Origin of the sequence: Streptomyces sp. x-19, assembly GCF_046549115.1 — a bacterium.
Lineage (GTDB): Bacteria > Actinomycetota > Actinomycetes > Streptomycetales > Streptomycetaceae > Streptomyces > Streptomyces albulus_C.
In genome coordinates, this window is record NZ_JAJPWK010000038.1 from 1 (window position 1) to 22,080 (window position 22,080).

Genomic DNA, 22,080 nt, shown 5'->3' on the forward strand with positions numbered 1-22,080 from the left:
CGTCCGGCGCACCGATCTGCAGCGGCATGATCCAGTTCGCGAACCCGGCGAACAACGGCGTCGCGAACATCAGCAGCATGATCGTGCCGTGCATCGTGAACGCCTGGTTGAACTGCTCGTTCGACATCAACTGGTGCCCTGGACGGGCTAGTTCGGCGCGCATCAACAGCGCCAGCAGGCCGCCCACGCAGAAGAAGGCGAAGGCGGTCACCAGGTAGAGCGTGCCGATGGTCTTGTGGTCGGTGGTCGTCAGCCACTTCACCGGGTTCCGCGGCGCGGCGGACCGCGCCGCGCCGTGCGGTCGCGCCGCGGACCCGGCCGCCGGTGACGACAGTGCGGGGAGCTTCATGCCCCGTTGGTGTCCGGCTCGCCGTGGAGCGTCACTCCGGGCGGCCCGCCACCGGGGTGTGAAGGGTCACCCCGGTGGGGTGTGAAGATCCAGACGTTGCCGGACACAGGGGTTCCATGAGCACGGACGACGCCTTCGCCGAGGCATATCGCGCGCACTACTGGGCGGTCAGCCGCTTCGTGGCGCGCCGGCTGGACGCCCCGGCACACGAGGTCGAGGAGGTGGTGGCGGACGTCTTCTCCATAGCGTGGCGGCGCCGGGCCGAACTCCCCGACCCGCCGCTGCCCTGGCTGTACGGAGTGGCCCGCAACTGCCTGGCCAATACGGTCCGCGGGATCGGGCGCTACCGGCGGCTGCTGCACCGGATCGGCAACCACGAGGCGGCGCACGGCCGGCAGACCGTGCAGAGCCCCGACGCCGAGCGGCCCGGCTCCTGGGTGCACGAGGCACTGGACCGGCTCCCCGCCGGCGACCAGGAGGTGCTGCGGCTGACCGCCTGGGAGGAACTGACCGTCGAGGAACTGGCGGTGGCCCTCGGCTGCGGCCGGAGCGCGGCGGCCATGCGGCTGCACCGGGCCCGGCGCCGCCTGCGCACGGAGATCGACCGCACCCGGACCACCGTGTCCGCACGAGCAGGAGGCGACGGCCATGCGTGACGAACTGGAGCTGCTGCGCGCGGCCAACCCGGTGCCGGCCGACGAGGGCCGCTGGCGGGACCGCCCGTTGGACGCCACCGCCGAACGCGGTCTGAACCGGCTGCTGCACCAGAGCCGCACCCGACGGGCCCGCCGCCGCCTGGTGCTGCGCGCCGAGGCGGCGGTGCTGGCGCTGGTCGCGGTGCTCGCCTTCACCCTCACCGACGCGGGCAGCAGCCCGGCCGTCGCGGCCCCCGCCGCCCTGGTGCCGCACGCCGCCGCTGCCGAGCCCTCGCTGGCCGGGCTCGCCCGCATCGCCCGGGCGCGGGCCCGGGCGGCCGGCCCGGCCGACGGGCCGCGGCGCGGCAGCCACCTGCAGAGCTGGACCCTGTCCATGGGGACCGGCCCGGACACCGCGTCCCCGGTGACCGTCCCCGAGGAGCGCATCACCCGGTGGAACGCCGACGGCAGCGGCTCCGAACTGGTCGTCGCCACCGACCCGCAACACCCGGGCCGCCCGGTCATCCACGATGCCGACGGCCGCTGGCGGACCGTCAGCGACGGCAAGGTGCTGCACCGCGCGACCTATCCGCCGGGGTCGGGCGCACCGCACGGGGGCCTCGCCGCCCGGACGAGGCCGCCCACCGACCCCGCGGCGCTGCGCGCGCTGCTGACCTCCCTCTACGGGGCGGCGAACGGCGACGACGGGGCGGCGACCGTCCCGCAACTGCTGATGGCGCTCTCGTCGTTCCGTCAGGAGTGGACGCCGGGCCCGCGGGAGACCGCGGCGATCGTGGAACTGCTGGCGGACACCGGGGGGCTGCGGCCGGCCGGTGCGGTCACCGACCGACTGGGCCGGCGCGGGCAGGCGTTCGTGCACGACGGGCCCGACGGCGCGATGGACGCCACCCGCCAGATGGTGATCCTCGATCCGCGCACCGGCCAACTGCTGGGCACGGAGATCACTTTCACCAAGGACCTGCCCGACTTCCGGATCACCGCGGGCGAGGTGATGTCGTACGAGGCGTGGATGCCGTGAGGCGGGCGCTTCGCGGGGAGGGGCGGCGGCCCGAGTGGCGGGACGCCCGCCCCTGGCCGATCCTGGAGGAACGCGACGATCCTTCGGCGCGGTGGGGCGCGACGCACCACCGCGCCGTTTCCGTGGGCCCCGCCGGGCCGCACCGAGAGTGGATCGTCGCGCTCCGCATCCTCACGTGCCGTTTCCGTATGCGAACGCGGAGCCTCCCCGCCCCCGCTCGCGCGTGACGCGGACCACAATCCACCCTGCGGTTGCAGCCAATCCCCGCGAGATGGATCACAAACGACACCCCGGCGAGAAAGTTCGCGGATGCACGTTTGCCCAGCGAGGAGAGGGTAGACGAGCGACTGTGCAGCCATCCGCACACCGTCCGTGATGACCCGGTCTGCCCCTATGGTCGTCCTTTGCCCCTCCACGCCATGGCGGGAGCATGCCCTTGTAGTCGTCCCAGAGAGCGCAGGCGAGCGAACACGTGCCGACGCAGTCCCCCCTCGCACCCGGGTCCCGTAAGGGCGTCGGCAAAGACTCCGACGCTGCCCCCGAGCCGCGGCAGACGGCCCCCCAGCAGCAGACACCGGGCGAGGTGACCGTCGTCGACCCCGCGATGGTGAAGCGCGCGGTGTCGGCGGCCGCCCTCGGCAATGCGATGGAGTGGTTCGACTTCGGCGTCTACAGCTACATCGCGGTCACCCTCGGCCACGTCTTCTTCCCGTCCGGGAACCCGACCGCGCAGCTGCTGTCGACCTTCGGCACCTTCGCCGCGGCCTTCCTGGTGCGCCCGCTCGGCGGGATGTTCTTCGGCCCGCTCGGCGACCGCATCGGCCGCCAGAAGGTCCTCGCCATCACCATGATCATGATGGCCGCCGGCACCTTCGCCATCGGCCTGATCCCCTCCTACGCCATGATCGGCGTCGGCGCACCGATCCTGCTGCTCCTGGCCCGCCTGGTCCAGGGCTTCTCCACCGGCGGCGAGTACGGCGGCGCCTCCACCTTCATCGCCGAGTACGCGCCCGACAAGAAGCGCGGGTTCCTCGGCAGTTGGCTGGAGTTCGGCACCCTCGCCGGCTACGTCGGCGGCGCCGGCCTGGTCACGCTGATGACCGCGCTGCTGTCCACCGAGGACCTGCACTCGTGGGGTTGGCGGATCCCGTTCCTGATCGCGGGACCGATGGGCATCATCGGCCTCTACCTGCGGATGCGGCTCGAAGAGACCCCGGCCTTCGCCCGGTTGGAGAAGGAGGCGCACGCCAAGGAGAAGGCGCGCCGCGAGGTCGAGAAGCGGATCGGGCTGCGCGAGATGATCTTCGGTCAGTGGCGCGCCATGCTGCTCTGCGTCGGCCTGGTCCTGGTCTTCAACGTCACCGACTACATGCTGCTGTCGTACCTGCCGAGCTACCTCACCTCGGAGCTGAAGTACGACGAGACGCACGGCCTGATGGTCATCCTCGTCGTCATGGTCGCGATGATGTGCGTCCAGCCGTTCGTGGGCAAGCTCTCCGACCGCTTCGGCCGCCGCCCGATCATCGCCGCCGGCTGCGTGGGCTTCCTGGTGCTGTCGGTGCCGGCGCTGCTGCTGATCCGTCAGGGTTCGCTGGCCGCCATCGCGGTGGGCACCGGCATCCTCGGCCTGCTGCTGGTGTGCTTCACCGCCGCGATGCCCTCCGCGCTGCCCGCGCTCTTCCCGACCCAGGTGCGCTACGGCTCGCTGTCCATCGGCTTCAACATCTCGGTGTCGCTCTTCGGCGGCACCACCCCGCTGGTGGTCACCGCCCTGATCGGCGCGACCGGCAACAAGATGGTGCCGGCCTACTACATGATGGCGGCGGCCGTGATCGGTGGCATCGCGGTCCTGCTGATGTCGGAGACCGCCGGCAAGCCGCTGCCCGGCTCCCCGCCTGCGGTGGAGACCGAGGCCGAGGCCCGCGAGCTGACCGCGGCGGCCGCGGCCCGCTGAACCCGCCCACACTGCACGACGGCCGGTCGCCGGACCCCACCGCGGGTCCGGCGACCGGCCGTTCGTCATGCGGCGCCACCGCGTCCGGGTGACACCGGACGGACAAGGGGAACCAGTGACACCGCTGCGCCCGTCTGTGACCCTGGCGATCGTGCGGATCGCCGGGCGCGGAACGGGAGACCACCATGACCGTGGCGACGGGCGGAACGACGGGGGCGGCGGGCACGGCGGCGCGCCGGCGGGCGCTGTGCCTGGTCCTGGTGCTGCTGGCCGTGCAGATGGGGTGGCTCGCCCGGCCCGCGTACGCCTGTGGCTGCGGGGCGATGGTGCACGGCCCGGACACCACGGTGGCGGTGCACCACGAGACGTCGGTGGTGCAGTGGGACGGCGACACCGAACGGATCGCCATGAGCCTCACCGTCGACGGCACCGCCCCGGACGCCGCCTGGATCATGCCGGTCCCGCACCGCGCCACCGTACGGCTGGGCGACCCCGAACTCCCCGACGAGCTCGGCGACATCACCGCCCCGGCCGTCGAACTCCGGCACTACTTCTGGCCGCGCGGCGGCGACTGGCCCTTCGAGGCGGACTTCGACGGTGCGGTCTCCGCCGCCCCGCCGCCCGCGGACCCGTCGGTCGGCGTCGTCGGCCGCGAACGGCTGGGACCGTTCGACGTCACCCGCCTGACCGCCACCGACCCCGGCGCGCTGCGCGGTTGGCTCGCCGCCCACGGCTTCCGTCTGCCCCCCGCGCTGGCCGAGGCGCTCCGCCCGTACGTGGCGCAGCGCTGGGAGTACGTGGCGGTCCGGCTCGCCCCCGCCGACCACGGCACCCCCCTCACCGGCACCCTGGACCCGCTCGTGCTGTCCTTCGCCTCCGACCGCCTCGTCTACCCGATGCGGCTGTCCCGCCTCGCCTCCACCCCGCAGGCGCTGAGCCTGTACCTCCTGGCCCCGCACCGGATGGCGCCGCGCGGCGCCATCGGCGGCGCACCGCCCCGCGTCGTCTACGCGGGCCGGATCCGACCCGAGGACGCCGTCCGCGACTTCGCCGGCCCCGCCCCCGTCTTCCTGACCGCCCTCGACCAGGACTTCCCGCAGCCGCAACGCATCAGCGGCGACCACGAGTTCCGGCGCGCCGCCGCGGACACCCCGTACCGGCGGGTGCGCCAGGTCGACACCCTGCTGACCGTCGGCGGCATCCCCCTCTGGATCCCCACCGCGGGCGCCGCCCTGTTCCTGCTGATGGCGGCCACCGCCGCGCTGACCGCCGGCCGCCGTCGCCGCGGCCCGGCGGTCCCCACGGCGCGGCCCCCGACGCCGCCGGGCTGACCGATGCGCCGTGGGCGGCGGCGCGACTACAGGGCCCGGTCGAGGACTTCCGCGATCACCGTGTACGACACGATGTGCGCCCGGGTCGGGTCCCCGAGGGGCGGGAACGGCATCCGCTGCCCGTCCTCGTCGTGCCAGACGCGCCCCGCCACCAGTTCCGCCGCCATCTGCCGCGCGTAGTCCCGCGCCGCCTCCAGCCGCGCCCTCGGGGCGTCCTCCGCCCCGTCAGCGCCTTCCGTGTTCCCCGCGCGTGCCTCGGCCACGTTCCGCTCCTCCCTGTCGCGTCCCTGTCACGTCCCTGTGCGGGCCCCGGACCTCCTTCGAGGGGCGGGCGGTACCTGTCCGGCCGGGCCGCCCGGTAACCGTCACAAATCAGCCGACTCGTCCGACGCCCCCGCCGGCGGACCGTCGACCGGCCCGCGCCCGTGCGGGTGTGCGAGCACGCTTCGATAGGGTCTTCTGACCGCTGTTACTGACCACTGTTGAAAGGATCTGACATGGGTGTGACCAGGGAAGTCATTACGGCCGGGGACGGCAAGAATTTTCCGAAGGCCGGTGACTCGATCACCATGCACTACACCGGAACGCTGGAGAACGGGCAGAAGTTCGACTCCAGCCGCGACCGGAACGAGCCGTTCGTCTGCGACATAGGCGTCGGCCAGCTGATCAAGGGCTGGGACGAGGGCGTTCCGCAGATGTCGCTGGGGGAGCGCGCGAAGCTCGTCATCACCGCGGACTACGGCTACGGCCCGCGCGGCGTCCCCGGCGTCATTCCGCCGAACGCCACCCTCGTCTTCGACGTGGAGCTGCTCGCGATCAACTGATCGACCGGCGGCCGGTGGGGCTGCGGGCCGGGGAGCGGTGGCTCCCCGGTCGGCCGGCCCGGCCGGCCGGCTCCGCACCGCAAGCCGCGCCGACAGTCGCACCAACTGCGCCTGGACGAGGCCCGGTTCACCCGCAGATGGCGTGCCGCTCGTCGTTCCGCAACGCAGTGCTTACCTGGACCCGCCAGAGCGACTCATGCAGTCACACCACGGTGTTCACACCATGCACGTGCGGCTTCAACCATGGACTGAAGCCATGATTCATCCGGCCGACGTTCAGCAACCGTACGATTCATACGCAGAGTTGCCGCGGCGAATGCGTCGATCTCCCGACGGCCCGCGCCAGCCCAGCCCTTACAGTCCGCAACCCAGGATTCGGCGGCCTCTGCCGTATGGCCTGCGGCGATGAGCTGAACCACCAGACACGCCGGATCGATGAAACCGGCCCCACGGGTCGGCCATGACCAGTCCACAGCCCAGGCTCTTCCGTTCCCGATCATCACGTTGTCCGGGTTGATGTCGGTGAACAGCAGCGTCGTGCCCCTGAACAAGCGGGCCTCTGCTTCGTCGGCGAAACGGTCCCACCGGGTCTCCTGCCAGTCGTGCGCTTGCTCCGGAAGAGGGAGCTCCCCGATGCGCTCAACGACGCCGACAACTGCCACAAGGTCCGGTGAGCCCGGAGCGAAGTCCGCCGATCGCCCCTCGATGGCCTCGAAGCCGAGTGCGATCCACTCGGCGTCTTCGGCGTGCCATCGCAGCTCTGCTGAAACGGCACGTACATACGGATTGACCAACCGTTCCCGGATGAGGGAGGCGCGTCGGCCTCCGGGACGGTTTCGGCAGGCTTTGACGAATACGGGCCCGTTCTCACACTGGACAAGGGCCGTAACGTCCGCACCGTATCCGCGACCTGTCGGCTGGACGTCGCGCTGTTCTCCGGTGTACGGGCGAACCAGATTCCACACTGCCTGAGCGTCCGGCGGGTTGATATTGCTCAGCTCCTCGGGCTGCAAGAACTACTCGGGAACCCCGGTGTGCACTCACCATCCCCTACCGGGTCGCAAGTGCCGTCCCCTCCCTCGTCCTCTCCGCCACCTCGACCGACCATGGTTCGAATGGACTCAGTGGCCTGGCTCATAGCGGCACCGCTGAGGATAGAGGCGAGCGGGACGTTCTTGACGTTGCCTACGCCCATCCAGCCCGAGAACACGCACGGGGATACGTCACCGGATGGGCTGACCGCTGCCCTTCCGGTACCACACCGGCCGCACAGATTGGCAGTGTCCGGCGACTGATCCTGCGCCCCTCGCCCGAAGGGCCTGACGTGATCCTCACCAATGCGGGTCACACCCAGTGCCTCCAGTTCGCGCCGTGCCTCCGAGACCCGCTGCCCTTCCCCCGCATCGACGATTCCCACCCGCAGCGGGATTCCGAGCCCCACCGCGCGTTCGATGTTCGTTCGCGTTCGTGCGTGGGACCGGCGACCGGTCATCGCGTTGTGCTGCTCAGCCTCGTCGGAGTAGTACGAGGTGGCGAGGGAGAGCCCCTCTCGCTGGAACACCTCCCAGCACTCATTGGAGACGTGCACCAAGTTGCTGTAGACCTCCACGTTCAGGCCGATGGTCAGCGCGTGGTCCACCAATTCCGCAAAGTTGGGGTGCATCGTCGGCTCACCACCGATGAATTGGATTTTGTGCACCCCGTAGGCTGCGGCCTGGTCCAGAACCCTAATCCAGTCCACGCGGCTCATGGTTCCGTGGGTGCCATCCGGGCCGGACGCGTTGTAGCAGTGGCTGCACTGAAGCTGGCACTTACGTGTCAGGTCCAGCCACAGGAGTTGCGTTCGGGTCTGTTCGGCGGTGCTGGCTTCGATGGCCGTTGTCACTTTCATGACCCTTTCGTGTTGGACGATGCACTGACTCTTGCTGCCCGCCCCGGCCCCGCCTCACAGGGGCCGGGGTAAAGTTTTTCCTGCGCTCACCGAGATTCACGGACGCCGGGCGAACGTCGAGCATCGATCGGCAGGAACGGAGTTGAAAGGGGCGTTATTCGCCATTCTTGGCGCACCCAGGCTTTCCCTACGACCGCCGGCTACTTCTTGTCTTTGTGTACGTACGCGTGGTACCGCACTTGCAGGCAGGTACCGGCGGCGGCACCGGATACCGCACGAGGGGGCATCGTGCCTCGTACACCTCGGCTGCTGAAGCGTGACCTAGCTACCGGCTTTCGCTTCGGTGTGCTCGGCGGCCGCTTTTTCGCGGAATGCCTGGAGTTCATCCATGAGGGCATCGACGTTCCGCGTCACCTCCTTGGCTTCGTCGATGGTCAGGAAGCCGACGTCGAGGCGGTATGCGAAGTCCCGGCCGTTCACCTGCACCACGCCGATGTTGGGGAAGTCGACGGCGAGGCGAAGAAAGGCGTTGACGAAGTCGGCACCGACTTCCATCGCCGCCCTGTGATCGGCCATTTCGAAGTAGTCGGTACCCACCTGGCTCACGAGGGCGCGGGATACCGGCGGCGTGTTCATCATGGTGACCTTCCTGTACGAGTTCATACCGGGGGGAGCTTGTACGCGAGAATTACCGGGGTCGCGCCCTCGTGGGGGCCTTCACATTTCGGGTTCGCCAGGCAGAAATAGGCGTTCCCGCCGCAGGGCCGACACCCCGATCCGAGGTACACCGTCACGGTCACTCCGGAGAGGGAGGGGTTTACCCGAAGGATGTGCCCCGTCACTTTTCCCCGGCCGTCACACCCCCGGCATTGCAGATGAGGGCCGGGGCAGATCATCGAGCGAGGAGGAGGGACACGGCGGGCACCGCCGCGACTCCCACCACCAGCGCGAGCACGCTCCCGACGATCCGTCCGCCGGGTGCACGGTGCGTTTTGTGGCCAGTCAACGTCAGTACCTCCGACGGGCGTTGTCATCACGCACACGGGACCGGAGATCCCGCAGGACGCGGGAGTCCCGATGGCCGTCGGGCCGCTGGCGCTCCGCCTCGTCGCCGTCAGCCGTGCGCGTCACGTCGGGGCACGTCGCGCCGCCGCAGCGGCAAGGGGGGTAGTCCAGCGCGGACCGGATCAGCACCTCGCCGCACTCGATGAAGACGTCAACCATGGTTCACCAGCCGTCGCAGTCCGGCTTCAACGTCTCGCAGAATGGCGGGCGTTGGCGCGATGTACGGTCCGCGCGGGATGTTCGCCGGCAACGGCGTCCACTTGCCGAACCAGACGGTCGCCGGGGGCGGTGCATGTTGAGTGGCGGGGTTTTCGGGGGGCATGACCCACTCCTCTCCGTAGCGGGATCGCTACCGGGAGCGTTCAGCGTGGACTACAGTCGGTGCACCCATCAACTAGGGAAACCCGATTGCTGAGTTGAGGATGGTCATGGTGAACCGCAAGGAGCTGGATCCCGAAGCATCACCCGGCGCCCGCTTCGGGACGCGTCTGCGCAGGTTACGGGACGAACAAGGTTGGACACAGGACGATTTGGGCGAGCGGATCGGCTGCACTGGGGCGCACGTTTCTGCCGTCGAAACTGGGCGGAGGCCACCAACCCATCGGTTCGCGGCAGGCGCCGACAAGGCCCTTGGGACTGGAGATCTGTTCGAGCGCGAGTGGCGCGAGATCAAACACGGGAGCCTGCTGGAGGGGTTCCCGGAGTACGTCAGCCACGAGGGCCGTGCAGCAGAGATCCGCCTGTATGAAGTGGGCGTAATCCCAGGGCTGTTGCAGACGCCGGAGTACGCATCGGTCCTCGCCGAGAGCGCGGTCAAGCGCGGCGCGATCACGCCTGAGCAGGCAGACGAACGAGTCTCGCTCGTAGCAGAACGTCAGGCCGCACTGGTCCGGCCACACCCACCGTTGGTTTTCGCGCTGCTAGACGAAAGCTGCATCCGTTGGCCCGTCGGCGGAGATGCCATCATGGGCGCACAGTTTGCGCGCCTGGTCGAGTTTGCAGAGATGCCGAACATCGTGTTCCAGGTGGCACCGTTCGACATGGGAGAGCGTCGAACGTTCAGGTTGCCGATCAATGTGCTGACGCTGCCGGATCGCTCGCTCATGTCATACGCCGAGTCAGCTCAACGGGGTCATCTCGAACGGGAAAGCACCTCGGTGTTGCCCATACTGACGGCCTACCATCAGTTGCAAGCCGACGCGTACCCCCAGGCGGCGTCTGTGGCCTTGATCAACGAGTTACGAAAGGGCACCCAGTGACCAGCTCTTCCCTCCGATGGGTCAAATCTTCCTACAGCGACAACGGCGGCCAGTGTGTCGAGTGGGCGCCGGAGCACGCCCTGAGCACCGATGAGGTTCTGGTTCGTGACAGCAAGGACCCGCACGGCCCGTACCTCACTTTGACTTCGCGCGCCTTCGCTGGCCTGGTCTCCTTCGCCAAGACGCACGGCTGAACCACCACCCGGCAGCCTCGCTACTCCCACCATCCCGGAGTAGCGGGGCTGCTCCTGCGGAACGAGGCAGCCCCTTCCGCAACGCGGTACTTACGTGCATGAACTGAACCACCAAACACGCCGGATCGATGAAGACCTGGCGTCCCTTCAGGCCCCCTGTCGGCCTACCATCGGTTGCAGGCCCGAAGCCCAGTCGCACACAGAATCCGTAGTCGTGATCGAACAGCTTCGAAAGGGCAGCCCGTGACGACCGAATCCTTTCGCTGGTTCAAGTCCTCCTACAGCAGCAACGGCGGTAACTGCGTCGAGGTCGCCGCCAACGTCCCCGGCATCGTCCCCGTCCGCGACAGCAAGGACCCGCACGGCCCGCAACTCTCACTCACCCCGCAGGCGTTCGCCGACCTGGTCGCCTTCGCCAAGGCGCACGGCTGAACCACCACCAGGCCACCCCGCTACTCCCACCGCCCCGGAGTAGCCGGGTGGTGCTGCGGAACGAGACGCCCCCTCCGGAACGCTGTACTCACGCTTCGAAAGGGCACCCCGTGACGACCGACTCCCCCCGCTGGTTCAAGTCCTCCTACAGCAACAACGGCGGTAACTGCGTCGAGGTCGCCGCCAACGTCCCCGGTATCGTCCCCGTCCGCGACAGCAAGGACCCGCGCGGCCCGCAGCTCTCGCTCACCCCGCAGGCGTTCGCCGGGCTGGTCGCCTTCGCCAAGGCGCACGGCTGAAGCACCACCAGGACGCCCCGCCACTCCCGCCACTCCGGAGTAGTGGGGTTACTGCTCTCGCGCGGGCCGGAACGATCCGTCGTGGCCTTCACGGCGTTTTGACCGGCCCGTGTAGGAGACTGCACGCAGTTGGTCGAGGTTGTGCGACCAGTCAGCGTCCGTTTCGTGAGAGGTGCCTTGTGCCCAGCGTGGTAAAGATCAACGTCCTGACCGTCCCGGCCGAGCAGCGCGAGACGCTGGAGCAGCGCTTCGCCTCCCGTGCGCACGCGGTGGAGAGTTCGGACGGCTTCGAGTGGTTCGAGCTCCTCCGCCCCGTCGAGGGCACCGACAACTACCTGGTGTACACCCGGTGGCGGGACGAGGAGTCGTTCCAGGCATGGATGGAGGGGCCGATGAAGGCCGCTCACCAGGGCGGCGGCGACCGGCCGAAGCCGGCCGCCAGCGGGTCCACGGTCTGGTCGTTCGAGGTCGTGCAGCAGGCCGCGCCGAAGAGCGAGTAGCCCCGCGCCCAACCGCCCGGCGGGAGCGGCCCGCGGCGGCGCGACCGCCCGTGCGGCGGGCGGTCGCCCCGGGCCGGCAAAACCTGTTGCGCCGGGCGTCGCCGCGGCGTGACATGACTGTCATGAGCGATGCCGCCGCCCCGTCCTGGACCGTCACCGTCGAACCGGCCGCGTCGCCGCTGGCGCTGGCCCTGTTGCGCGAGTACTACACCGATGTCGCCGACCGGTACTACGTCTTGCACGAGGGGCGCCGCTCCACGCCGCAGGAGATCGACGAGGGCGTGGCCGAGTACCCGAGCGACGCGCTGCTGCCGCCGCACGGGGTGTTGCTGGTGGCGCGGGACGCAGACGACGAGCCCGTCGGGTGCGCCGGGGTGCGGCTGTGGGACGCCCGGACCGCGGAGTTGAAGCAGGTGTTCGTCCGGCCCGCCCGGCGGGGGCGGGGCGTGGCGGGGCGGCTGCTGGAGGCCGCGGAGGCCGCCGCGGTCCGGCTGGGCGCGGAGCGGATCCGGCTGGACACCCGACGGGACCTGACGGAGGCCGTCGCCCTCTACCGGCGCCGCGGCTACGTCGAGATCGCCCCGTACCACGACGACCGCTACGCGGAGATCTTCTTCGAGAAGCGGCTGGTGGGGTCGGGGGCGCACGCCGCGGGGTGACGTCCGGCCGCGCGGTGGCGGCCGGTCACTTGGTGAGGTCCGGCGGGCGCGGCGGGGCGGCGGCCGGGGTGCGGGGCAACGGTTGGCGGGCGTCGCCGTTGTGCGGTTCCTCGTCGTCCGAGCCGCACAGCTCCGACGTCAACTCCCGGACGAGGTCAGTGAGGTCGGTGGGTCGGTCGGTGGTCCACCAGTCGCCGAGCAACTCCGCCAGCGACGCCTGACGGGCCTCGGAGAGCCGTCCGGCGGCGGCCCGCCCGTCGTCGGTGAGCAGCAGCATCAGCCCCTCGCGCCGGGCCAGGCCGCGTTCCTCGATCTGCCGGACGCCCTCGGTGATCACGCCCAGCGGCACCCGGCTGCGCTCCGCCAGCAGCGCCGGTTCCACCGAGCCGCAACGGAGGATGCGCAGCACCAGCCAACTGGCCGCCGGTTTCAGGTCGAGGCCGGCGCGGGCGGTGATCTTCTCGTAGATGTCCTTGCGGCCCGCCGCGCTGCCCAGTTTGGACAGTGCTCGGGCGACCTCCTCGCGGGAGGAGCGCTCGACGGGGTTGGAACACAGGACCTCGCTGGTGTCGGGGGCCATGACGCTGCCGCGCAACGGCTCCTCCTTGAGGAACCAGGCCAGGGCGAAGGCGACCAGGACGACGGGGACGGCGTAGAGGAAGACGTCGGTGATGGAGGAGGAGTAGGCACCGAGGACGCCGGCGGCCTGCGCGGGCGGCAGTTTGGTGATCGTCCGCGGGTCCTGGGCGATCGCCGTCGGGGAGACGCCGGACGGCAGGCGCTGCCCGGCGAGGACGTCGGCGATCCGCGGGCCGAGCCGGTTGGCGAAGATCGTGCCGAAGATCGAGACGCCGAACGAGGCGCCGATGGAGCGGAAGAACGTGGCGCCCGACGTGGCCACCCCGAGGTCCTCGTAGGGCACGGCGTTCTGCACGATGAGGACCAGGACCTGCATGACCAGGCCCAGCCCGAAGCCGAAGACGAAGAAGTAGGTGCTCATCAGCGCGACGCCGCTGGTCGGGTCGAGCTGGTGCAGGAGCAGCAGGCCGAGCGCGACCACCGCGGTGCCCGCGACGGGGAAGACCTTGTAGTGGCCGGTGCGGGAGACGATCTGCCCGGAGGCGGTCGAGGACAGCAACATGCCGAACACCATCGGCAGCATGTGCACGCCGGACATGGTCGGCGAGACCCGCTGCACGACCTGGAGGAACGTCGGCAGGTACGTCATCGAGCCGAACATCGCGAAGCCGATCACGAAGCCGATGACCGCGCAGAGGGTGAAGGTGCGCGAGGTGAACAGGCGCAGCGGGATGACCGGTTCCGCGGCCCGGCGTTCGACGACGACGAACGCGGCGAGCAGCACCACGCCGAGCCCGGCGAGCAGGGCGGTCTGCCAGGAGCCCCACGGGTAGCTGACGCCGCCGAGCGAGGTCATCAGGACGAGGCAGGCGGCGACCGCGGCGATCAGGGCGGTGCCCAGGTAGTCGATCCGGTGCGGGGTCCGGCGCGCCGGGATGTGCAGCACGGCGGCGATGACGGCGAGCGCGACGATGCCGATGGGGACGTTGATGTAGAAGACCCAGCGCCAGCTGAGGTGGTCCACGAACAGCCCGCCGAGCAGCGGTCCCAGGACGCTGGTGCCGCCGAACACGGCGCCGAACAGCCCCTGGTACTTGCCGCGTTCGCGGGGCGGCACGATGTCCCCGACGATCGCCATCGACAGCACGATCAGGCCGCCGCCGCCCAGGCCCTGCAGGGCTCGGAAGCCGATCAGCTCCCCCATGTTCCGGGCGAGGCCGCAGAGCACCGAGCCGATCAGGAAGATCACGATGGCGGCCTGGAACAGCTTCTTGCGGCCGTACTGGTCGCCGAGCTTGCCCCACAGCGGCGTCGCGGCCGTGGACGCCAGCAGGTAGGCGGTGACCACCCAGGAGAGGTGGTCCAGTCCGCCGAGGTCGCTGACGATGGTGGGCAGCGCGGTGGCGACGATGGTCTGATCGAGTGCCGCGATGAGCAGACCGAGCAGCAGCGCGCCGATCGCGACCAGGACCGTGCGTCGCGAGCGGTCCTCGCCGGGAACGGCAGGAGCAGCGGTGTCCTGCGCCATGAGCGTCGTCTCCCTCGTCTCCGGCCCGGCGTGCCGGCGCCGGCACACCCGCCCGCGGGCGGGACGGGGCGCGCGGCGGGCCGGGCCGTCGCCTGGCGTCCTTCGCTTTCTGCACTTCCTTCGTTTTCCTTCACTCCATCGTGGGCGTTTCCGCGCGAAACGGCCCGCTGAGCGCCCGCCGGCCGGCTGCCGCCCCCGGGGCGGCGCGACGGACCGCGGGCGGGCAGACGGGGCCCGGAGCGGGGGACGGGACGGGCCGGACCGGGCGATGCCGGGCGGTGCCGGGCGGACGGCGCCGGAAGAGGTCGCGCGGATCTCGTGGAGCGCCTGCGGGCGGGGGCGGGCGCTCTGCATAATCGGCTGCCGGTTCGCGCCTCCAGAGAGGGGACCCTTCGTGACGGCAGCAGCCACCTGCCCGCACTGCTTCGCCCCGGTACGCGGCGACGGCCGGCCGACCTGCCTGTGCGCGGCGGCCGAGGCGGAGGACTTTGACCCGCTGCGCTTACGGCCGTACGTCTCGTTGCCGGACCGGGACGGCGGCGGGCCGGACGGGGCCGGGGGCGGCGCCCCGCCCGGCGACGCCGGATCGGGTTCCGGCCTCGGTGACTGGGGGCGGCTGGATGCTTTGGAGGACTTACCCGGCGTGGACGCCGCGGTCCACCGGGCGTCCCGCCCCGCCGGCCCCGCGTCCCAGACGTTCCGGGCGTCCGGGCCGGGCCCCAACGATCCGCCGGTCGCCCCCCTCGCTCCGGAGCGCGCCCCCGGGGCGCCCGCCCCCACGGGGCGGCGCCGCGGCCGGCCGGCCCTCCTGGCCGTCACCGGTGCCGCGGTGGCCGCCGCGGCGATCGTGCTCGGCACCGGGGTGCTCCACGGCGGCGACCGCGACCGGGCGGCGCCCCCGGACGGCGGCGCGATCGCCCCCACCACGGCCCTCCCGACCACCGCCGGGCCCACCCGTTCCGCGCCGGCCCCCGAGCGTCCCGCCCCCGCCACCTCGCGTTCCCGGCGCCCCGGGGCAACCGTTGCCCCGCCCCGCCCGCCGACCCCGCCGCCGTCCCCGGTGCGGGCGTCCGGCAGCGTCGCGGTGCCGACGGGCGACGTCGCCCCCAGCGCGCCGCCGAGCGGACCGATCGCGCTCCGCGAGGGCTCCAGCGGCCCGGAGGTGGTCGAGCTCCAGGGGCGGCTGCGGCAGGTGGCGCTCTACGCGGGGGCGGCGGACGGCCAGTACGGCGCGGCGGTGCGGGACGCGGTGGCGCGGTACCAGCGGACCTACGGGGTGCACGGGGATCCGGACGGCGTCTACGGGCCCGCGACCCGCGCGTCCCTTGAGGCGCGCACCGGGCAGCCGTGACCGGTCGGTGGGCCCGGCGGACCCGGTGGACGCGCCCGGTTCCGCGCCCGCGGCCCGTACGGCGCGCGCCATCGGAGGACGCCGTCGGAGGACGCCGTCGGAGGGCGACATGTCCCCCGGACCGTGACGAATGCCATGCCGTTCGGAGGCGGGAGCGGTTGTCGGTGGCCCGCACCTCTTTGTATCGTGGGAAAACAAAGTGGTTCCGCCCGCACTCCCTGACCGGCGGGCGGGACCGCTTGTGTCCTTCCGCCCCCTGACAGCGCAGCTGCCAGCCCCACCGCGCCCAGGAGCCCGCCGATGCCGGCCACCACCACGCTCATAGCCCGCGCCCTGCTGCTGGACATGGACTCGACCATCGTGAACTCCGAGGCCGTCGTGGAGCGCTGTTGGCGGCGCTGGGCGGTCGAACAGGGACTGCCGGCCGAGGACGTGCTCCAGGTCGTCCACGGGCGCCAGGGCTGGGCCACCATGGCGGCGCTGCTGCCGGACCGCCCGATGGAGCAGAACCTGGCCGACAACCGGCGGATGCTGGAGCAGGAGACCGCCGACGTCGAGGGCGTGGTGCCGGTGCCCGGCGCCCCCGCCTTCATGGCCGCCCTCGCCCGGTTGCCGCACGCCCTGGTGACCTCCGCCGACATCGCGCTGGCCGAGGCCCGCATGGGCGCGGCCGCGCTGCCCATGCCGGAGGTGCGGATCACCGCGGAATCGGTGAGCGCCAGCAAGCCGGACCCGGAGGGCTTCCTCAAGGGCGCCGCCGAGCTGGGCTTCGCACCCGAGGACTGCCTGGTCTTCGAGGACTCCGAGGCGGGCATCGAGGCCGGCCGGGCCGCCGGCATGCGGGTCGTCGGGGTCGGCGAGCGGGCCGCCCGGTTCGCCCCCACCGCGCACGTCCGCGACCTCACCCAGCTCCGCGTCGAGGCGCTGGTGGACGGCGGGATCGCGGTCCGTATCAGCGCCTGAGACCCGCTCCGCCCCCTGTACGGCCCGGACGGTCGCAAGCCGCCGGGCCGTCGGCGCGCCCGCGGTCGGCGCCGGGAGGCGCCGGCGGCGTCAGCGCCCCGTCGGCACGCGGTGGATCCGTCCGCGGGCGATCAGCTCCAGTACCACCGCGCACGCGACCGCCTGCACGGCCAGGAGTGCGACCAGGACGAAGAGCTGGACCGCGCCGGCCTGCACGGGCGAGGCGCCGCCCAGCAGCATGCCGACGAACGCGCCGGGGAGGGTGACCAGCCCGACCGTCCGGGTCTGGTCGAGGCCCGGCAGCAGGGCGTCCGCCGCGGCGGGCCGGGCCACCTCCATCCGCGCCTCCCGGTCCAGTAGCCCGAGGGCCAGTCCGGCCTCGAACTCCCCGCGCCGCAGCTCCAGTTGGTCCAGCGCCCGACGCCCGGCGAGGACGGTCGCGGTCAGCGCGCCGCCGATCAGGATGCCCGCGACCGGGATCACGGCGAGCCCGCGCGGCGGCAGCAGGCCGGTGAGCAGCAGCACCCCGACGACGGGGAGGGCGCCGGCGGCGATCGGCGCCGCGGCCCACCACCAGGTGCGGTTGGCGGTGATCCGCCGGCCCGCGGTGCGGACCGCCACCGCGAACATCAGGAGCAGGAAGCACAGCAAGGCGGGCAGGACGCGCACGACCCAGCCGATGAGAAAGGAGACGGCGGCGAGTTGGACCGCCGCGCGCAGGCCGGCGAGGGCGATCGCCCGGGCGTGGCCGAGTCGGGCCAGCGCGGCGACGGCCACCGCGGCGAGCAGGAGGACGGCGAGGACGACGCCGAGGACGGGAGTGACCGGCAGCAGCACCCGCCCACTGTAGGGGGACACCAAACCCTTGAAGTGACGTGCACATGTCGCCACGCTGTCACCCGGAGCCCATGCGCCGGCAACCCCACGCACCCACCATGGGCCCGAGCGCACGTCAACTTCCCCCCATACCAAGGGAGTTCCGATGCCACTGGGCTACGCGCGTCGCGTGTCCTTCATCGCGGCCACGACCGCCGCCCTGACCTGCACCCTCATCCTGAGCGGACCGCCCGCCCAGGCCGCCCCGCCCGCCCCGCCGAGCGCCGCCACCGCGCGGACCTACCTCGGGCAGATCAAGGAGCAGGCCGAGGGCCCCCAAGACGGCTACAGCCGCGACAAGTTCCCGCACTGGATCGACCAGGGCAACAGCTGCAACACCCGCGAGGTGGTGCTCAAGCGCGACGGCAGGAACGTCCAGCAGGACGGCAGCTGCGCCGCGGTGAGCGGCACCTGGGTCTCCGCCTACGACGGGGCGACCTGGACCCAGGCGTCCGACCTGGACATCGACCACGTCGTCCCGCTGTCGGAGGCGTGGAAGTCCGGCGCCGCCCAGTGGACCACCGCGCGCCGCCAGGAGTTCGCCAACGACCTGACGCACTCCCAACTGATCGCCGTCACCGACAACGTCAACCAGGCCAAGGGCGACAAGGACCCGGCCGAGTGGCTGCCGCCGAAGGCGTCGTACCACTGCGAGTACGCCCGGATGTGGGTGTGGGTCAAGCACACCTACGGGCTGACCGCGGACCAGGCGGAGAAGGCCGCGCTGAAGAAGATCCTGGACGGCTGCTGAGCCGTCGGGCAGGGCACCGGGCACGGCGCCGCGGAGGGCTGCGGAGGGTTGCGGAGGGTTTTGGACGGGTTCCCGGCCCGATGCGTCCGTTGCCGGTGAAGCGCCGATGCGGTGCGGTTCGCCGCCACCGGTGCCCCGCCCACCTGGGATTCCGGCCGAATCTTTTGCCCACCCGGGTGCCGTGGCGGCGCATCGGACGGTGATGATGGGGCGCACATTTGCCGTCGTCCGCCCTTCGACGGCCGGAGCGCTGTCCCGCGTGCCGGTCGTCCGCCGCCCCAGGGAGAGCCGCTCGTGGCCGCCGCCGCCCACCCCGCCGACCGTCCCCCCGCCCGCCTCGCCGTCGTCGGGGCGGGTCCGCGCGGGACGAGTGTCCTGGAGCGGATCTGCGCCTCGGCCGCCGAGCTGGCGCCGGGCACCCGGCTGACCGTCCACGTCATCGACCCGGCCCCGCCCGGCGCCGGCCAGGTGTGGCGTCCCGACCAGCCCGCCGACCTGTTGATGAACACCGTGGCCTCACAGGTCACCCTCTTCACCGACGCCAGCGTGGAGTGCGCGGGGCCGATCCGCACCGGGCCGAGCCTGCACGACTGGGACGGGTGCGACGTCGGACCGGACGACTATCCGGGGCGCGCGCTCTACGGCCGCTACCTGGAGTGGGTCTTCCGGCACACGGTGCGCACCGCCCCGGACGGGGTGCGGGTCGTGGCGCACCGGGCCCGCGCGGTGCGCCTGGCCGAGGCCGCCGACGGCAGCCAGGCACTCACCCTCGACGACGGTCGGACGCTGTCCGGGCTGGGCGCCGTGGTGCTGGCCCAGGGCCACCTGCCGACCCGCCCGGACGCCGGCCAACGGAGCCTGGCCGACCACGCCGCCGCCCACGGCCTGCACTATCTGCCGCCCGCCAACCCCGCCGACCTCACCGCCGAGTTGGCGGCGCTGCCCGCGGGCCGCCCCGTACTGCTGCGCGGCCTCGGGCTGAACTTCTTCGACCACCTGGCGCTGCTGACCGCGGGCCGCGGCGGCCGGTTCACCTCCGGGCCCGACGGCACACTGGGCTACCGGCCGTCGGGGCGCGAGCCCCGGTTGTACGCCGGCTCACGGCGCGGCGTGCCGTACCACGCGCGCGGTGACAACGCGAAGGGCGCGCACGGCCGGCACCTGCCGCTGCTGCTCACCGCGGACGTGATCGCGGCGTTCCGCAAGCGGGCGGACGCCGGCGACCCACCGGACTTCCTGACGGAGGTCTGGCCGCTGGTGGCCAAGGAGGTGGAGGCGGTCTACTACGAGGCGCTGCTGGCGCGCCGCGCCACCGGCCGCGGCGGCCTGCCCGACGCCGAACGGGACCGCTTCCGGGAACGCTTCCTGGGCAGCGCGCACCGCGACCCCGGCGAGGCCGCGGTGCTCGACGCCTTCGGCCTGGCACCCGCCGACCGCTGGGACTGGGACCAAACCACCCGGCCGTGCCCGGCGGGGCCGTTCGCCGACCGGGCCGCGTTCCGCGCCTGGCTGCTGGACCGCCTGCGGGCCGACGTCGCGCACGCCCGGCAGGGCAACGTGGCCGGCCCGGTGAAGGCGGCCCTGGACGTGCTGCGGGACCTGCGCAACGAGCTGCGGCTGATCGTCGACCACGGCGGCCTGGCAGGCGCCTCCCGCCGCGACCACCTGGACCGCTGGTACACCCCGCTGAACGCCTTCCTGTCGATCGGGCCGCCGCGCCGCCGGATAGCGGAGATGGCGGCCCTCGTCGAGGCGGGGGTGCTGGAGGTCGTCGGCCCCGGCATGGAGGTCCGGGCGACCGGCACGGACGGGACGGCGCCCGGTTTCACGGCGCACTCCCCGGCCGTCCCGGGCTCGTGCGTCACCGCCGGGGCCCTGATAGAGGCCCGGCTGCCGGAGCCGGACCTGCGGCGGACCGGGGACGCGCTGCTGGCCGGGCTGCTGGCGGACGGCGGCTGCCGGCCGCACGCCGCGGACGGCTACGAGACCGGCGGCCTGGACGTGTCGCCGAGCCCGTACCACCTCATCGGGGCGGACGGCCGGCCGCATCCGCGGCGGTTCGCGGTCGGGGTGCCGACGGAGGGCGTGCACTGGGTGACGGCGGCGGGGGCACGCCCGGGGGTGGGTTCGGTCACGCTGGCCGACACCGACGCGGTGGCGCGGGCGGCACTGCGTGCCGCAAAGACCGCCTCAAATCTCATTGGTTCGGACCAATAGCTCCCGCTTTCACGCGGAATGTTGAACTTGCAAGCATTAGTTAGGTGCGCCTAATCTACAGGACTCCGTGGGCGCGACGTCCCCCGCGCCCGCACACGTCCCCGAAGTCCTAGGAGTCACCTCATGTCCGCTCCCCTGAACTCCTTCACCCAGAAATCGACGCCGCACGCCCTGGCGCTCTTCCGCATCGTCGTCGGGCTCCTCTTCGCCTGCCACGGCGCGGCCTCGATCTTCGGCGTCCTCGGCGGCGCGATGGGCACCGGACACGCCGTCCCGACCGGCACCTGGCCCGGCTGGTACGCCGCGGTCATCCAGCTGGCCGGCGGCCTCCTGGTACTGCTGGGCCTGGGCACCCGGGCGGCGGCGTTCGTCAGCTCCGGCTCGATGGCGTACGCCTACTTCACGATGCACCAGCCGCACGCGCTGTGGCCGCTCCAGAACGGCGGCGAGGCGGCCGCGATGTTCTGCTGGGCCTTCCTGCTGATCGTCTTCACCGGCCCCGGCTCCTGGGCGCTGGACCGGCTCTTCTCCAACGGCTCGGCGCAGGAGCCGGCGCCGGTCGCCGAGCGCGCCGCGAGCACCGTCTGACGCCCGCGCCGACGCCCGGGCCCGGGCCCGGGCGGGACCGCTTTCCCGCCCCGGCCCGGGCGCACTTTTCGGCCAGGCGTACGCTGTATGGCTGTAGTGCCGCCCCTGCCGCGCCGAGCGACGTCGCGGCGGGGTCCGGACCGGGAGCAAGACGTTGGTGGAGAGCCTGGGGTCGCTGAGCGGCACCCCCTGGGTGTACGTGATCGTCGGCCTCTCGGTCGTCCTCGACGTCTTCGTCCCGATCCTGCCGAGCGGGGTCCTGGTGGTCACCGCGGCCACCACGGCCGCCGGCTACGGCCCCGCCGCCGACGTCGCCGCCTCCGTCCCGCACGGCAACCACCTGGCCGAAATGGCCTCCCTGGTGCTCTGCGCGGCGTCCGCCTCGGTCCTCGGCGACCTGGTCGCCTACCGGCTGGCCTGGCGCGGCGGCGACCGCTTCGACCGCGCCATCGGGCGCTCCCGCCGCTTGGCCGCCGCCCAGCAGCGCCTGGGCACGGCGCTCACCCGGGGCGGCGGCGGCATCGTCGTACTGGCCCGCTTCGCGCCCGCCGGACGCTCCGTGGTCAGCCTGGGCGCCGGCGTGGCGCACCGGACGATCCGCGAGTTCCTCCCCTGGTCGGCACTGGCCGGCCTGGCCTGGGCCGCGTACAGCGTCAGCCTGGGCTACTTCGGCGGCCACTGGCTCGGCGCGTCCTGGATGAGCACCGCCCTCTCCGTCCTGGCGCTCTTCATAGCGGGCTCGGTCGCCGTGTACCTCATGCGGCGCCCGGAACGACAGACCGCCGCGCACTGACCG

Annotated in this window: 24 protein-coding genes; 17 read left to right on the forward strand and 7 right to left on the reverse strand. The window is 72.1% G+C overall.

Going from position 1 to position 22,080, the window contains the following annotated elements; translation table 11 throughout:
• Positions 1 to 349, reverse strand: a 349-nt coding sequence (locus ACLJT4_RS39315; RefSeq protein ID WP_411129851.1) for a cbb3-type cytochrome c oxidase subunit I, incomplete at its 3' end; no start/stop codon positions are given.
• A gap of 116 nt (positions 350 to 465) precedes the next feature.
• Here ACLJT4_RS39315 and ACLJT4_RS39320 point away from each other — a divergent pair.
• The 4 genes from ACLJT4_RS39320 (at position 466) to ACLJT4_RS39335 (ending at position 5,308) form a co-directional block, all read left to right on the forward strand.
• A complete protein-coding gene (locus tag ACLJT4_RS39320; RefSeq protein WP_411129852.1) occupies positions 466 to 1,005 on the forward strand; it encodes an RNA polymerase sigma factor in 540 nt (179 codons plus the stop codon).
• Complete coding sequence (locus tag ACLJT4_RS39325; RefSeq protein ID WP_411129853.1) at positions 998 to 2,023, forward strand: CU044_5270 family protein; 1,026 nt, start codon at positions 998 to 1,000, stop codon at positions 2,021 to 2,023. Before ACLJT4_RS39320 ends, ACLJT4_RS39325 begins: the two co-directional genes overlap by 8 nt.
• 472 nt (positions 2,024 to 2,495) lie before the next feature.
• On the forward strand, positions 2,496 to 3,977 hold the full coding sequence (proP, locus tag ACLJT4_RS39330; protein WP_411129854.1) for a glycine betaine/L-proline transporter ProP: 1,482 nt from the start codon (positions 2,496 to 2,498) through the stop codon (positions 3,975 to 3,977).
• 185 nt (positions 3,978 to 4,162) lie between these two features.
• Positions 4,163 to 5,308, forward strand: a complete 1,146-nt coding sequence (locus ACLJT4_RS39335) for a DUF2330 domain-containing protein (RefSeq protein WP_411129855.1) — start codon at positions 4,163 to 4,165, stop codon at positions 5,306 to 5,308.
• 26 nt (positions 5,309 to 5,334) lie between these two features.
• Here ACLJT4_RS39335 and ACLJT4_RS39340 read toward each other — a convergent pair whose 3' ends face one another.
• Complete coding sequence (locus ACLJT4_RS39340) at positions 5,335 to 5,571, reverse strand: hypothetical protein (protein WP_411129856.1); 237 nt, start codon at positions 5,569 to 5,571, stop codon at positions 5,335 to 5,337.
• A gap of 234 nt (positions 5,572 to 5,805) precedes the next feature.
• Between ACLJT4_RS39340 and ACLJT4_RS39345 the strand changes: the two genes are divergently transcribed.
• A complete protein-coding gene (locus tag ACLJT4_RS39345) occupies positions 5,806 to 6,132 on the forward strand; it encodes an FKBP-type peptidyl-prolyl cis-trans isomerase (protein WP_411129857.1) in 327 nt (108 codons plus the stop codon).
• Between the two features lie 194 nt (positions 6,133 to 6,326).
• Here ACLJT4_RS39345 and ACLJT4_RS39350 read toward each other — a convergent pair whose 3' ends face one another.
• The 3 genes from ACLJT4_RS39350 to ACLJT4_RS39360 all read right to left on the reverse strand — a co-directional run bounded on the left by ACLJT4_RS39350 (position 6,327) and on the right by ACLJT4_RS39360 (position 8,662).
• The gene (locus tag ACLJT4_RS39350; protein WP_411129858.1) at positions 6,327 to 7,145 is read right to left on the reverse strand and encodes a phosphotransferase; all 819 of its coding nucleotides are present in this window, start codon (positions 7,143 to 7,145) and stop codon (positions 6,327 to 6,329) included.
• A complete protein-coding gene (locus ACLJT4_RS39355) occupies positions 7,127 to 8,023 on the reverse strand; it encodes a radical SAM/SPASM domain-containing protein (RefSeq protein WP_411129859.1) in 897 nt (298 codons plus the stop codon). Before ACLJT4_RS39355 ends, ACLJT4_RS39350 begins: the two co-directional genes overlap by 19 nt.
• 321 nt (positions 8,024 to 8,344) lie before the next feature.
• Positions 8,345 to 8,662 (reverse strand): hypothetical protein, encoded by a 318-nt coding sequence (locus tag ACLJT4_RS39360; RefSeq protein ID WP_411129860.1) that lies wholly within the window; start codon positions 8,660 to 8,662, stop codon positions 8,345 to 8,347.
• An 854-nt stretch (positions 8,663 to 9,516) separates the two neighbouring features.
• On the opposite strand from ACLJT4_RS39360, the gene ACLJT4_RS39365 reads away from it, so the two are divergent.
• The 6 genes from ACLJT4_RS39365 (at position 9,517) to ACLJT4_RS39390 (ending at position 12,431) form a co-directional block, all read left to right on the forward strand.
• Positions 9,517 to 10,347 carry a helix-turn-helix domain-containing protein gene (locus tag ACLJT4_RS39365; RefSeq protein ID WP_411129861.1) on the forward strand — a complete coding sequence of 277 codons (831 nt, stop codon included), beginning with the start codon at positions 9,517 to 9,519 and terminating at the stop codon, positions 10,345 to 10,347.
• Positions 10,344 to 10,541 (forward strand): DUF397 domain-containing protein, encoded by a 198-nt coding sequence (locus ACLJT4_RS39370; RefSeq protein WP_411129862.1) that lies wholly within the window; start codon positions 10,344 to 10,346, stop codon positions 10,539 to 10,541. The genes ACLJT4_RS39365 and ACLJT4_RS39370 overlap by 4 nt, the downstream gene beginning before the upstream one ends.
• Positions 10,542 to 10,784: 243 nt before the next feature.
• On the forward strand, positions 10,785 to 10,973 hold the full coding sequence (locus tag ACLJT4_RS39375) for a DUF397 domain-containing protein (protein ID WP_411129863.1): 189 nt from the start codon (positions 10,785 to 10,787) through the stop codon (positions 10,971 to 10,973).
• A gap of 110 nt (positions 10,974 to 11,083) precedes the next feature.
• Positions 11,084 to 11,272: a DUF397 domain-containing protein gene (locus tag ACLJT4_RS39380; protein WP_411129864.1), complete on the forward strand. Its 189-nt coding sequence runs from the start codon at positions 11,084 to 11,086 to the stop codon at positions 11,270 to 11,272.
• Positions 11,273 to 11,451: 179 nt separating this feature from the next.
• Entirely contained in the window at positions 11,452 to 11,772 is a 321-nt protein-coding gene (locus ACLJT4_RS39385) for an antibiotic biosynthesis monooxygenase family protein (protein WP_411129865.1), read from the forward strand.
• 113 nt (positions 11,773 to 11,885) lie between these two features.
• Positions 11,886 to 12,431 carry a GNAT family N-acetyltransferase gene (locus tag ACLJT4_RS39390; protein WP_411129866.1) on the forward strand — a complete coding sequence of 182 codons (546 nt, stop codon included), beginning with the start codon at positions 11,886 to 11,888 and terminating at the stop codon, positions 12,429 to 12,431.
• A gap of 25 nt (positions 12,432 to 12,456) precedes the next feature.
• Here ACLJT4_RS39390 and ACLJT4_RS39395 read toward each other — a convergent pair whose 3' ends face one another.
• Entirely contained in the window at positions 12,457 to 14,538 is a 2,082-nt protein-coding gene (locus ACLJT4_RS39395) for an MFS transporter (RefSeq protein ID WP_411129867.1), read from the reverse strand.
• Positions 14,539 to 14,932: 394 nt separating this feature from the next.
• Here ACLJT4_RS39395 and ACLJT4_RS39400 point away from each other — a divergent pair, with 394 nt between their 5' ends.
• Positions 14,933 to 15,889, forward strand: a complete 957-nt coding sequence (locus ACLJT4_RS39400; protein WP_411129868.1) for a peptidoglycan-binding domain-containing protein — start codon at positions 14,933 to 14,935, stop codon at positions 15,887 to 15,889.
• A 300-nt stretch (positions 15,890 to 16,189) separates the two neighbouring features.
• On the forward strand, positions 16,190 to 16,852 hold the full coding sequence (locus ACLJT4_RS39405; RefSeq protein ID WP_411129869.1) for an HAD-IA family hydrolase: 663 nt from the start codon (positions 16,190 to 16,192) through the stop codon (positions 16,850 to 16,852).
• Positions 16,853 to 16,942: 90 nt separating this feature from the next.
• Here ACLJT4_RS39405 and ACLJT4_RS39410 read toward each other — a convergent pair whose 3' ends face one another.
• Positions 16,943 to 17,689, reverse strand: a complete 747-nt coding sequence (locus ACLJT4_RS39410) for an ABC transporter permease (protein ID WP_411129870.1) — start codon at positions 17,687 to 17,689, stop codon at positions 16,943 to 16,945.
• 145 nt (positions 17,690 to 17,834) lie between these two features.
• On the opposite strand from ACLJT4_RS39410, the gene ACLJT4_RS39415 reads away from it, so the two are divergent.
• From ACLJT4_RS39415 to ACLJT4_RS39430, 4 genes are all read left to right on the forward strand, one after another.
• A complete protein-coding gene (locus ACLJT4_RS39415; protein WP_016577384.1) occupies positions 17,835 to 18,479 on the forward strand; it encodes an HNH endonuclease family protein in 645 nt (214 codons plus the stop codon).
• A 294-nt stretch (positions 18,480 to 18,773) separates the two neighbouring features.
• The gene (locus tag ACLJT4_RS39420) at positions 18,774 to 20,696 is read left to right on the forward strand and encodes an FAD/NAD(P)-binding protein (RefSeq protein ID WP_411129871.1); all 1,923 of its coding nucleotides are present in this window, start codon (positions 18,774 to 18,776) and stop codon (positions 20,694 to 20,696) included.
• 123 nt (positions 20,697 to 20,819) lie between these two features.
• The gene (locus ACLJT4_RS39425; protein ID WP_411129872.1) at positions 20,820 to 21,284 is read left to right on the forward strand and encodes a DoxX family protein; all 465 of its coding nucleotides are present in this window, start codon (positions 20,820 to 20,822) and stop codon (positions 21,282 to 21,284) included.
• 154 nt (positions 21,285 to 21,438) lie between these two features.
• The gene (locus tag ACLJT4_RS39430; RefSeq protein ID WP_411129873.1) at positions 21,439 to 22,077 is read left to right on the forward strand and encodes a DedA family protein; all 639 of its coding nucleotides are present in this window, start codon (positions 21,439 to 21,441) and stop codon (positions 22,075 to 22,077) included.
• Positions 22,078 to 22,080 lie beyond the last annotated feature (3 nt).